12 protein-coding genes are annotated in these 11,730 nt (G+C 39.0%); 10 read left to right on the forward strand and 2 right to left on the reverse strand.

Translation table 11 applies throughout. The features are described from left to right. The first annotated feature begins 202 nt into the window (after positions 1 to 202). Positions 203 to 361, forward strand: coding sequence for a hypothetical protein (locus tag GN217_RS00820; protein WP_156854361.1), 159 nt, complete (start codon positions 203 to 205; stop codon positions 359 to 361). Position 362: 1 nt separating this feature from the next. After that, a complete protein-coding gene (locus GN217_RS00825; RefSeq protein WP_156854363.1) occupies positions 363 to 929 on the forward strand; it encodes a hypothetical protein in 567 nt (188 codons plus the stop codon). A gap of 40 nt (positions 930 to 969) precedes the next feature. Here GN217_RS00825 and GN217_RS00830 read toward each other — a convergent pair whose 3' ends face one another. Continuing rightward, complete coding sequence (locus GN217_RS00830) at positions 970 to 2,043, reverse strand: LCP family protein (RefSeq protein WP_156854365.1); 1,074 nt, start codon at positions 2,041 to 2,043, stop codon at positions 970 to 972. Positions 2,044 to 2,367: 324 nt separating this feature from the next. Here GN217_RS00830 and GN217_RS00835 point away from each other — a divergent pair, with 324 nt between their 5' ends. Genes GN217_RS00835 through GN217_RS00855 form a run of 5 tightly spaced genes read left to right on the forward strand, consistent with a single transcriptional unit; the run spans position 2,368 to position 6,898 of the window. Then, positions 2,368 to 3,594, forward strand: a complete 1,227-nt coding sequence (locus GN217_RS00835) for an NRAMP family divalent metal transporter (protein ID WP_156854367.1) — start codon at positions 2,368 to 2,370, stop codon at positions 3,592 to 3,594. A 47-nt stretch (positions 3,595 to 3,641) separates the two neighbouring features. After that, entirely contained in the window at positions 3,642 to 4,373 is a 732-nt protein-coding gene (gene pxpB, locus GN217_RS00840; protein WP_156854369.1) for a 5-oxoprolinase subunit PxpB, read from the forward strand. Then, positions 4,370 to 5,137, forward strand: a complete 768-nt coding sequence (locus GN217_RS00845; protein WP_156854371.1) for a LamB/YcsF family protein — start codon at positions 4,370 to 4,372, stop codon at positions 5,135 to 5,137. The genes pxpB and GN217_RS00845 overlap by 4 nt, the downstream gene beginning before the upstream one ends. Continuing rightward, complete coding sequence (locus tag GN217_RS00850; RefSeq protein ID WP_156854373.1) at positions 5,138 to 6,082, forward strand: 5-oxoprolinase subunit C family protein; 945 nt, start codon at positions 5,138 to 5,140, stop codon at positions 6,080 to 6,082. Positions 6,083 to 6,121: 39 nt separating this feature from the next. Continuing rightward, a complete protein-coding gene (locus GN217_RS00855; protein ID WP_156854375.1) occupies positions 6,122 to 6,898 on the forward strand; it encodes a putative hydro-lyase in 777 nt (258 codons plus the stop codon). Positions 6,899 to 6,931: 33 nt separating this feature from the next. Here the strand turns inward: GN217_RS00855 and GN217_RS00860 are convergent, their stop codons facing one another. After that, positions 6,932 to 8,245, reverse strand: a complete 1,314-nt coding sequence (locus GN217_RS00860; protein WP_156854377.1) for a nucleotide sugar dehydrogenase — start codon at positions 8,243 to 8,245, stop codon at positions 6,932 to 6,934. Positions 8,246 to 8,847: 602 nt separating this feature from the next. On the opposite strand from GN217_RS00860, the gene GN217_RS00865 reads away from it, so the two are divergent. From GN217_RS00865 to GN217_RS00875, 3 genes are all read left to right on the forward strand, one after another. Further along, positions 8,848 to 9,219, forward strand: coding sequence for a hypothetical protein (locus tag GN217_RS00865; RefSeq protein ID WP_156854379.1), 372 nt, complete (start codon positions 8,848 to 8,850; stop codon positions 9,217 to 9,219). Between the two features lie 206 nt (positions 9,220 to 9,425). Then, positions 9,426 to 10,160 (forward strand): Ltp family lipoprotein, encoded by a 735-nt coding sequence (locus tag GN217_RS00870; RefSeq protein WP_156854381.1) that lies wholly within the window; start codon positions 9,426 to 9,428, stop codon positions 10,158 to 10,160. Positions 10,161 to 11,118: 958 nt separating this feature from the next. Further along, the gene (locus GN217_RS00875; protein ID WP_156854383.1) at positions 11,119 to 11,709 is read left to right on the forward strand and encodes a CalY family protein; all 591 of its coding nucleotides are present in this window, start codon (positions 11,119 to 11,121) and stop codon (positions 11,707 to 11,709) included. The last annotated feature ends 21 nt before the right edge of the window (positions 11,710 to 11,730 follow it).

Here is an 11,730-nt window from a genome sequence, read left to right on the forward strand (position 1 = left end):
ATTTGCGAATAACCTCCAGCATTTTATTGATCTCATTGTTATCTTCCCATTACTGTACAAGGGAGGAACTGAAAAGAAGAAAAATATTGAACGGATAGAAGCACTCCTCGATCAAATCATTAGACGAAAGAATAAGCTGACAGAAATCAGTCGAGGTAATTTGAATTTAATTGAGGAGACAGTTAAATTAATCACTGCTGTTATGAAATATCAGCAGTTGATCGCCATCGAAAAGACAGATAATACAATTCCCTTGCTCTCCGTACGTGGTTCCATGTTGAAGAATGCCGTAACGAAAACAGTTTACTACAATTATTTAGGTTTATTTTACAATAAAAAAGGCGATGAAACTCATCCGTGAGATGTTAGATATTGTAGAATATGATCTATTATCTATTCAATCTTTACGTACATTACATAAATATTCAAAAGAAAGCCTGGACGAAAGAAATATAGAGTTGCTTTCCATCTATCTAGAAGAAGCGTTGGCATCTTTTGACCAAGCAATAGAATCTAGTGGGTCTGATATGATCTGGGAAGGATTTATCAAATATAATCAAGCGAGAACGTTGTATTTTTATGAACTCCTTTTGGGTGAACATGCTGGTAGGTGGGAAGAAGTTATGGATGAAGCGATAACGGCAAGGGCTAAGCTAAATACTATCATTAATGATCCAACGGGTGAACAGCGGAGTTATTTGCAAGAAGAGTTCATTGATCTAGAAAACGTTGCGAGGCTAGTAAAGATAAATATAAAACTTGCTGCAAATGAAAACATAACAGATATAAAAAACACCATTATTTATAATTATCCCGGTTATGAAGGTTTGCTTGAGACTCCTGTTCTTAAGGAACCATATCATGGTCAGTCCGAAGCAATCCGAAACTATCAACAAATGATTATAAGGGAATTAACAAAGGAAATATAAAAAATGCAGCCAATCATCCAAGTGATTGGCTGCATTTGTCTTAATAACTTTCATTCGTAGCTGCATCTTCCTGTATCCAGCCATCGTCATTATCGTCATTATCGTCATTATCGTCATTATCTACAATGGCATTTGGGAGCTCTAGATGATCTTTTAACAGCATTTTTGTTTCTTCCAATGCTGGGTAATCCAGTGCCCAGTAATAAACACCGCCTGGTTGATAGTCGGTCCCTTCTAGTGTATAGGTATCGACTTTTAGCTTACCTCCACTTGTTCCGTAAGTAATAAATGTTTTTATATCGCTAAAGGTCATATTCGTTACAAGGTTATCTCCAACAGCTTCGAGTAAATCATCATAATTTAAGATTGAGTTGACAGATGTTGCTTTATCAATGACAGATTTTATAATCTCTTGCTGTCTTATACCACGTTGAATATCATTATCAAGCTTTCTTGTTCTTGCGAGTGCAAGTGCTTCTTCCCCGTCTACATTTTGGACACCTGGATAGAGGTGGATTGAATCTCGTTTATCCATGGAATTGGATTCCTTGAATTCGTAAGGTACATCTACGGTAATTCCATCTAATGCATCAACTACATCAACAAATGCATGGAAATTTAATTTTACATAATAGTCAACTGGGATATCCAACAGATTCTCGACTGTTTCAATAGCTGCTTCTGTACCGCCGAAATAATGTGCATGATTAATTTTATCTTCGTAACCAACTTCAGGAATATAAACTAATGAGTCCCTAGGAATACTTACAATATTAATACTTTTATCATCTTTATTAAATGTTGCAACCATTAAAGCGTCTGTGCGCGCACTTTCTGCATTGTCACGGTGATCATTAGAATCCACACCCATGATGAGTACGGAGACATTATCAATATTCGGATCAATTTCAGCGTCTCTTAATGGGGATTTTTCCCTTTCAACTTCTACATAGGAATCAGATAAAACGGTGTCTGCTTTTGTATATAAATAAGCACCGTAGCCAACTATACTTAGGAAAGCAATGAGAAGAGGGATTAAAACAAATAGAACTTTTTTCCGTAATTTCTTTTTCTTTACCCTGACAATCCGGACATTCTTATTATTATGAGACATGTTCATTTAACTCCTTATTATAAATGTGGCATTAGACATGTTTCTCTCTATTTTACTATAAAACCGACATCTCGTATATTAAATTCGCGTTACAAAAATGCGGATATGCTGAATCCCAATCCACTCTCTCTATCATATCATAGATTACAAGAATTACTATCATTTTTTCGGGAGATATAATGATAATTTTTTCCAAAAATAGACAAACTAATTGTATACATTAACCAAGATTTTTATATGCATTTCGTGTTATTATAGTAAATCCGTACAAATTAATTATATAAAAAGAAATAACTGTCAAATGACAGAACTGAGGAGGAAATTATGTCAAAGTCAAATAAACATAATGAATTACTTTCTATAAAGGACCAAAAGTCACGCAGGAGATCACTTTTAGGAGCTGCCTTTTTAATGGCTACATCTGCAGTTGGTCCTGGATTTTTAACACAAACGGCGGTGTTTACGGAAACACTGTTGGCGAGTTTTGGATTTCTAATTTTGCTATCCATTATTCTTGATATAGGAGCACAGCTTAATGTGTGGCGGATCATCAGTGTCTCGGGCTTGCGGGGTCAAGAGATTGCGAATAAAGTACTACCTGGATTGGGATATGTCGTTGCGATATTTATAGTCATCGGTGGTCTTGCATTTAATATCGGGAATATTGGTGGTACTGGTCTTGGGATGAATGTAGCTATTGGACTCGATCCGAAAGTTGGAGCGATTATTTCCGCTGCATTGGCGATATTTATTTTCTTATCGAAAGAGGCCGGAACGGCGATGGACCGAGTCGTGAATATTCTAGGAGCAATGCTGGTTTTATTAATTGCTTACGTCATGTTCGTTAGCCAGCCACCTGTAGGGGATGCAATTTATCGTACCTTTGTTCCGCTAGAAATTGATGTATATGCCATCATTACGATTGTCGGTGGTACAGTTGGAGGGTATATCACTTTTTCTGGTGGGCATCGTTTGCTTGATGCTGGGATTAGCGGAAAAGATTCCATATCAGAAGTAAATAAAACTTCTTATTTGGGAATTGGTGTTGCTTCCCTTGTACGGATTTTGTTGTTTTTAGCTGTGTTAGGCGTTGTTATGCAGGGTGTGGCCCTTGACCCGGATAACCCGGCCGCAACCGTGTTTCAATACGCTGCAGGAGATATTGGTTACCGTATGTTTGGTATCGTACTCTGGATTGCAGGGATTTCATCAGTAATTGGAGCGGCTTATACATCAGTCTCATTCTTACGATCCTTCCATAGCATTTTTGATAAATATCATAAGTACTGGATTATTGGGTTTATTTTATTCTCGACAATTGTATATCTTGTTGTAGGTCAAGCAGCGACATTGCTTGTGCTTGCTGGTGCAGTGAATGGTTTAATTCTGCCGCTGACGCTTGGTTCCATGTTATTTGCTGCCCATAATAAGAAAATAATGGGTGATTACAAACATCCAATCTGGTTAACGGTGTTTGGAGCGATTGTTGTCATACTAACGGCAATACTAGGAATTAGAACGCTATTCCAGATGGTTCCTCAGATCTTCTAATATGATATGATAGAAGTATTATAAGCAGGATAGAAGTGAGGAAATAAATGTTTGTAATAGAAGCTTATGGCGACAGAGGCTTAAGAATTCAATTGGGCGATTCCATATCAAAGGAAACGAACGAGAGAATTCGCAGCCTCTCTGCATTGTTGGAAAAGGAGAATAATAACGGGATCATCGAATGGATTCCGACTTATACGGCCATTACTATTTATTATGATCCTGTTCAGACGACATATGAGGATTTAAAAGCACGCATGACTTTTTTATATAAGGGTCTATCAGATATTGAAATCCCACCTGCAGAAATAATCACAATTCCGGTATGTTACGGCGGGATATATGGACCAGATATAGAACATGTAGCGACTGAAAATCAGATTACAGAAGATGAAGTAATCAAGATTCATTCTGAACGGGACTATCTTATTTATATGATGGGCTTTGCGCCTGGATTCTCTTATTTAGGAGGCATGTCGGAAAAAATTGCAACACCACGACTTGCATCTCCACGAACCAAGATTCCTGCCGGCTCTGTCGGTATTGCCGGTTCACAAACAGGTGTTTACCCATTAGAATCTCCAGGTGGCTGGCAAATTATCGGAAGAACGCCCTTGAATTTATATGACCCGGAGAGCGAGACACCTATTCTACTCCGGACGGGTAATTATGTCCGCTTCAAACCAATAACGGAAAAAGAGTACGATAATATTGCCCAAGAAGTTTCTAGGAATACGTATCAGGTAATGAAGGAATTCTATCAGGGGGTGGGGAGATGACAAAGCATGTTGTTGACTTAAACAGTGATTTAGGGGAGAGTTTCGGTACTTATCGGATTGGTCAGGATGAATTGGTGATGCAATATATTACCTCTGCAAATATTGCTGCAGGTTACCACGCAGGTGATCATAATGTGCTTCGTGAGTCTGTTGAGCGTGCTGCTCTGAATAACGTGGGGATCGGAGCACATCCAGGATTCCAGGATTTGCAAGGATTCGGAAGACGCTCTCTCCTTCTTGATCCGGAAGAAATTTATAACATCGTCGTTTATCAGATTGGCGCGGTTCAGGCTTTTGCTAAGCTATTTGATAAGGAACTCAATCACGTTAAACCACATGGCGCTCTTTATAATATAGCAGCACGTGACAAAGACCGAGCTCATGCGATAGCGAAAGCGATTTATGATGTTAATGAAGACCTGATTCTTTTTGGTCTCGCTGGCAGTGAACTCGTTAAAGCTGGGGATAAGATTGGTTTAAAAGTTGCACAGGAAGTTTTTGCGGATCGCACGTATCAGCCTGACGGAACACTAACGCCAAGAACCGAATCAAATGCATTGATCACGGAAACGGAAGAGGCAGTTTCCCGTGTAATCCGCATGGTGAAAGATAGGAAAGTTGTAGCGGTGGATGGTTCAGAAATCGAGATGCAAGCTGATACAATTTGTGTTCATGGGGATACACCGCAAGCACTCGAATTTGTACATCACCTGAAAGAAGGTCTTGAAGCAAACGGAATTCTGATAAAAAGAGTGGGGAGTTAATTGGAAAATGCAGTAATTAAAGTAGTGAAGCCCGGTCTTTCCACATCGATTCAAGATTTGGGACGTGTTGGCTATCAGCAATTTGGCATGGTTGTAGCGGGAGCGATGGACCCTTTTGCTTTACAGGTTGGAAATATTCTAGTTGGCAACCCACGAGAAGCAGCTGGAATAGAAGTGGTTATTATGGGACCGAAGCTTAAATTTTTACAGGACACGGTTATCGCAATCTGTGGCGCTAATCTTTCTCCCAAACTAGATGGAAAAGCCATTTCAATGTGGCACTCCGAGATAGTAGAAAAGGGACAAGAGCTTTCTTTCGGAAAACCGATTGATGGTTCGTATGCTTATATTGCGGTCGGCGGTGGTATTACTACGGATAAATTGATGGGGAGCCGATCGACATATGTGAAGGCGAAAATTGGCGGACTCACTGGTGATTACTTAGCTGAAGGCGATCGATTGCCAGCTGGAGAGCCCAAGTTTGATAAAGCAGGACGCTCGCTACTCCCTCATTTAATTCCGAATTATACAAAGTCAAAAAGAATGCGCGTTATCCTTGGTCCGGACCAACATGCGTTTACAAAAGCGGGACTGCATACATTCTTATCAGAAACATATAGAATTACAACAAAAACGGACAGAATGGGAACGAGGCTCGAAGGAAAGGCAATCGAGCATGTGGCAGGAGCAGATATTATTTCAGATGCAATCCTACCAGGAACCGTGCAGGTGCCAGCTAGCGGACTGCCAATCATTCTTCTGGCTGACAGGCAACCAACTGGAGGATATACAAGGATTGCAACGGTAATCTCTGAAGATATTCCTCGAATCGCCCAGAGTTTTCCGGGAAAAGAAATTAGCTTTGAAGCTGTTAGTCTTACCTTTGCCCAGAAACTTTATAAAAGAAGAGAACGCCTATTAAGGATGTTAAGTAAGATTGGGTGACATCTTGTAGTGATATATTTATCAGGGGGAGATTATAGGATGGAAACAGTGGAACAATTGAGAGGAAAAATCAGGACGGGAGACTGGACTCAGCCGACGACAGGTCAGGCATCAGGATATACACAGGCTAACCTTGTTATATTACCTAAACAGTATGCATATGATTTCTTGCTGTTCTGTATACGCAATCCAAGAACTTGTCCATTAATCGAAGTAACAGATGCTGGTTCCCCGGTACCGAAGAAGTCGGCCCCGACTGCAGACTTACGTACCGATCTTCCTAAATATCGAGTTTACAAAAATGGTGAACTAATAGAAGAAGTAACGGACGTCACGGCGTATTGGCAGGATGATTTGGTATCCTTTTTAATTGGTTGCAGTTTTACATTTGAAAAACCTTTGCTCGAAAATGGAATTCCGATTCGCTATATCGAGGAAGGCCGTAATGTTTCGATGTACAAAACCAATATCCCTTGTGAATCTGCTGGTGTATTTCAAGGCCCGATGGTTGTCAGCATGCGCCCAATGAAGCCTAAAGACGCAATACGAGCAGTGCAAATCACTTCCAGATTCCCATCTGTTCACGGCGCGCCTGTCCATATTGGTGATCCTGCACAAATTGGAATTACAGATATGAATAAACCTGACTTTGGTGATCCGGTCACGATCGAAGACGGAGAAGTTCCTGTGTTCTGGGGCTGCGGCGTCACACCACAGGCAACGGTAATGGCAAGTAAGCCGGAGTTCGTAATTACACATGCACCTGGGCATATGTTTATTACAGATATAAAGGAAGAGGAACATGCTGTAATTTAAAATACAGGAAGCGATCGCTTCCTGTATCTCGACTTATAAACTCCAGTATTGGAATCCTTTGGCTTCACATTCTTTTCTATCTAATACGCTCTTAATATCGATGAATACTTTCTTATCGTTTCGATATAGCTTATCGAGCTCTTCAAGCGTGAAATCCTCAAGAATTTCTTTATGTGGAACAGCTAAAACAATACAATCTACATTCTTAATACCTTCTTTATCAGATAGACGGACATTAAATACGTTGTAAACTTCTTCTGGATCTGCATGAGGATCGTAGACAATTGGGTCTATGCCATATTCCCTCAATTCCTCAATCACATCGATAACCTTCGAATTCCGGACATCAGCAACATTTTCTTTGAATGCCAGCCCTAGAATGGCTACTTGTGCACCATCAATATCCTGCTTCGCTTTGATCATTTGTTTAATGACACTATTACCGATAAACTGGCCCATATCATCATTCACTTTTCTCCCGGAAAGAATAATCTGGGAATGGTAGCCAAGCTGTTCCGCTCTATAAGTGAAATAGTATGGATCAACACCGATACAGTGACCACCAACTAAGCCAGGGGTAAAGTTAAGGAAATTCCATTTCGTTCCTGCTGCTTCAAGCACAGCTTTTGAATCAATGTCCATTTTATCAAATACCATGGCAAGTTCATTCATAAAAGCAATATTGATATCTCTCTGGGAGTTTTCAATTACTTTAGCAGCTTCAGCAACTTTGATGGATTCCGCTTCGAACACCCCAGCTTCAATAATGGCGCCATAAATCGCTGAGATTTCTCTAAGTGCAACTTCATCTGAGCCAGATACAACTTTTGTGATTTTAGTTAATGTATTAACTTTATCACCTGGATTGATCCGTTCAGGTGAATACCCAACTTTAAAGTCTGTTCCATACTTCAATCCGGAGACCTCTTCTAATATAGGAATACAAATCTCTTCTGTCGTACCAGGATAGACGGTGGATTCGTAGACAACAATGGAGCCTTGCGTTAAATTTCTGCCGATTGCTTCACTTGCACCAATTATCGGTTTTAAGTTCGGTGTTTTGTCGGTATTAATGGGTGTTGGGACTGCTACAACATGAAATTTACAATCTTGCAGATCGTGTTCTTCGCTTGTAAATTGCAACGTTGTCTCCTGAACTGCTTGATCGCCCACTTCATCTGTCACATCAATCCCACTTCTATATTTAGCTAACTTATCCTTATTCAAGTCATAACCAACAACATCAAACTTTTTAGCAAATTCAACCGCTAACGGCAATCCTACATAACCTAATCCAACTACTGCAATCTTTTCTTCCTTTGCTAGCAACTTTTCATATAAATTCATGGTACTGCTACCTTTCTATAGTGAATTCAATTACTTCGAGTAGTTATATTATATGACTTTCAACAGTTGATTACAACAATATCGAAATCGGGGACAGGGACAACGGGGTCAGAGGAACTGTCCCAGTTTGGAGAGGGACAATGGGGTCAGAGTAACTGTCCCACTTTCTAGGACTGATCCTTTGCGTACCTATTCTGAAAAGGCCTGTTCGTATCCTTTAACAAACATACCCTGGTGAAAAACAGGCCGCGGAGCTACGCTAGAATTGCTACAGTGATCTCGTAAAGGTATTCCTTGAGTCGCCCAAAGCTTTTCAGGAAAGAAATTGCCCTTGAAGTCCTTAGCCTTACGCTTGCCCAGAAACTTTATAAAAGAAAAGAACGTCTTTTGTGAAAATGCTCAAATTCACAATTAGATATGCCGTGCAGTTTCCAAAACTACATCAAACTCTAGTAAATACTGAAGATCACTGTGAGTATACTGAGGTTAACAAATGAGTTAACTGGGACAGTTACTCTGACCCCAATGTCCCTCAAACTGGGACACTTGCTCTGACCCCAATGTCCCACCTTCACGTTTCATTTAACTAGGAGTTGGTTAAAATGGAACTAAGGGAGGTTTTTCACATCGGATCAATTACGGTACTAGGTGCGATCGTTATACTTACCGGGTGGTTTGCGCTCGTGGAATACGATCAATATCCTGAATCAGAATGGAAAGAAATTGTAGACCGAATTAAAGGTAGTCCTGCAGCCATAATCGCTGTTGCTCTAATGCCTGTTGGAATTGTCATCAATATGTTAGGAAACGCAATTGGCTCTTTATGGATGGTTATTATCGGGGCAACGCTCATATTTGTGCAGAGTATCATCGTCTCCCTCTTGTTCTGGAAAAGAAAACGTTGGAAAAGTATTGTGCTGCTATTTACCATGATCGTGCTAGGAGTTTTCCTATATATGCCATTATTTATGTAAATTCAGCTTGTAAAATTGGGACATGGGGTCAGAGCATTTGTCCCAAATCCGCCCAATTAAGCGCACATTGGCTCACGCGTAGCAACTGATCAATAGTCCAGTCATGAAGTATTTCGAATTATTATACAATTCCATCAAAAGTTATTGCATAATCCATCCACTTCTAGGATAATAGAATCATCGTATATGATCAGGGGGATGGATGTATGAGAAAATATCTAATACTATTGTTGTCTTTCATCTTCTTAGTTGCTTGCTCAGAAGAAACAGTAGATATTGATGATGAGGCAATTAATTATGAGGAATTACAGACTAAGATTTCCGAATCTGAACAAGAATTAAAAACAATTCAAGAAGAAATTGATTCAGTAAATGAGGAATTAAAGGAAGCAAATACTGAATTATCAAAAGTTAAAAATGCAATTGATGAAAACAATGATAAATATGAAGGGTTAGAGGAGCTTGCTGCCAACCGAGAGAACATAACAAAGGAGGTTGAAGAAGCAGAAAGTGAATTGGAATCGCTTCATGCTGAAATCAGTGAACTCGAAGAAGAACTTATTGTAAAGACAGAAGAAGATGAAGCGGAGGAAGTAGAGGTAGAAAAAACGGCAGAGACATCCGAAGAAGCTTCTAAATCTAATTCTGGAGCTACTCTATCACAGCAAAATGCAGTCGATTCTGCTAAAAGCTATTTAGATTTTACATCCTTTTCCAAGAGTGGTTTAATAGAGCAATTGAAATTTGAAGGTTTCAGTGATGAGGATGCTACTTATGCAGTCAACCAGGTTAATGTTGATTGGCGAGAACAAGCGGTAAAAATGGCGCAGGATTACTTAGACTTTTCAAGTTTCTCAAGAAGTGGCTTAATAGAACAGTTAATATTTGAAGGTTTTAGCAATGAAGACGCTACTTATGCGGTAGATGAGATAGGTTTGTAAACAACTTTCTCGGGTTGATTATTTTAGCAAATTGATAATTTAATAAATGTAAAAGGCCTGTCCGTGCCTAGTAACAGCAATAGCTGTGAAGGGTGCTGAGGGGTCTTTTTGTTTTAAATGCAGGGGGGGATGCTCTAGGTGTTGTGCGTTTTAGGGTCTGTCTATTTGATAGCATGTTCATTAATCCAAACCGCACGGCCATCTAGAGATTGCACACCCACTAATCAAAACAGCACCACCAGCCGTAAATTGCACACTACACCTTTAAGGATACTACAAAAGGTTCTGGATGGACCTTATTTGTTGCGTAACTCAACCTATTACCAATGAAATAAGAGAACTATAATAGCAAATAATATGTCATTTACTGTATAATTATAGAAACTTGTATCGAATTTTATCAGAAAATATGAAATAGAAACAATATTAGGAATTATGGTTGACTTTTTAAATTATTTTTTATACTATCAATTTAGAGTGCCTAGATATCAATGCTTTGGCAACTGAACAAGATAGGCAAGATTATCAACAACTAAACTAGAAATAGAAATTCATATTGAAAAATAACTTGTCACCATAGATAATTCCTTTGAGCAAAATGTAACTAAATATTAATCATCTTAAACGAATCAAGAAATACTACTCCCAGACCCTCTCCTTATGTTATTAAAAATATACTTTTCTAGTTAAACTCCATGATAATAAATTTAAATTCGATCTTTGCTTTTACACAATCATCTTGTGCTTCATACACTCAAGCTTTAATTCTTTAAACATAGGTATCTACTTATGCCCTCCATCATGAAAACCTATTGATTAAGATAGTAAAGGAGGTGAATCCATCTTGTTTTTACTATGGATGAAAGAAAGGAGCGTGACCCTTTAGAGATTCTAACGTAAATTCTAGAATTACGATACTATGATACGCACATGATTTGAAAGAGGAGATGAAGAAAAGATGAATATAAAGAAAAAGATAGGTCTAAATTTAGCAACAGCAATAATAGGGGTCACTCTATTTGCGGGGGGTACGTTTGCATATTTTAGTGACCAGGAGGTAACGAATAATACATTTGCAGCAGGTACACTGGATTTATCTATTAGTCCAGAGGCAGTCATTAATATAGAAAATATAAAACCTGGCGATTCCATGGTAAGAGAATTTGTACTCACAAATGATGGGACTTTGAAGATAGAAAATGTCGATCTTGAAACGACTTATTCAGTAATTGATGCCGACCTTAATAATAATGATGACTTTGGAAAGCATATTCAAGTAAATTTCTTGTGGAATTGGGATAAAGAAAGCGAACCTATTTTTGAAACCACACTTTATGAATTGAAAAATATGGATCCGGACGTTGTAAAGAGAGATATCTGGGATCCATTATGGAAACAAAAAGGTGGGCTTGAACCTGGAGCTACAAATGACTTTTGGGTAGAGTTTGAATTTGTAGATAATGGGAAAGATCAAAACATTTTCCAAGGGGATAGTCTTAATCTCACGTGGAAGTTTAATGCAACGCAAGGCGAAGGGGAGGACCTCTAACATTTAACATCACATATGCTT

Origin of the sequence: Oceanobacillus sp. AG (assembly GCF_009746545.1) — a bacterium.
Classification (GTDB): Bacteria; Bacillota; Bacilli; order Bacillales; family Amphibacillaceae; genus Oceanobacillus; species Oceanobacillus indicireducens.

Bases quoted from the DNA above. Each gene is read 5' to 3' on its own strand.
- GN217_RS00870 (WP_156854381.1), top strand. From the start codon at position 9,426: ATGAGAAAATATCTAATACTATTGTTGTCTTTCATCTTCTTAGTTGCT.
- GN217_RS00825 (WP_156854363.1), top strand. From the start codon at position 363: ATGTTAGATATTGTAGAATATGATCTATTATCTATTCAATCTTTACGT.
- GN217_RS00830 (WP_156854365.1), bottom strand. From the start codon at position 2,043: ATGTCTCATAATAATAAGAATGTCCGGATTGTCAGGGTAAAGAAAAAG.
- GN217_RS00845 (WP_156854371.1), top strand. From the start codon at position 4,370: ATGACAAAGCATGTTGTTGACTTAAACAGTGATTTAGGGGAGAGTTTC.
- GN217_RS00855 (WP_156854375.1), top strand. From the start codon at position 6,122: ATGGAAACAGTGGAACAATTGAGAGGAAAAATCAGGACGGGAGACTGG.
- GN217_RS00865 (WP_156854379.1), top strand. From the start codon at position 8,848: ATGGAACTAAGGGAGGTTTTTCACATCGGATCAATTACGGTACTAGGT.
- GN217_RS00820 (WP_156854361.1), top strand. From the start codon at position 203: ATGAAATATCAGCAGTTGATCGCCATCGAAAAGACAGATAATACAATT.
- GN217_RS00835 (WP_156854367.1), top strand. From the start codon at position 2,368: ATGTCAAAGTCAAATAAACATAATGAATTACTTTCTATAAAGGACCAA.
- GN217_RS00875 (WP_156854383.1), top strand. From the start codon at position 11,119: ATGAATATAAAGAAAAAGATAGGTCTAAATTTAGCAACAGCAATAATA.
- pxpB (WP_156854369.1), top strand. From the start codon at position 3,642: ATGTTTGTAATAGAAGCTTATGGCGACAGAGGCTTAAGAATTCAATTG.
- GN217_RS00860 (WP_156854377.1), bottom strand. From the start codon at position 8,245: ATGAATTTATATGAAAAGTTGCTAGCAAAGGAAGAAAAGATTGCAGTA.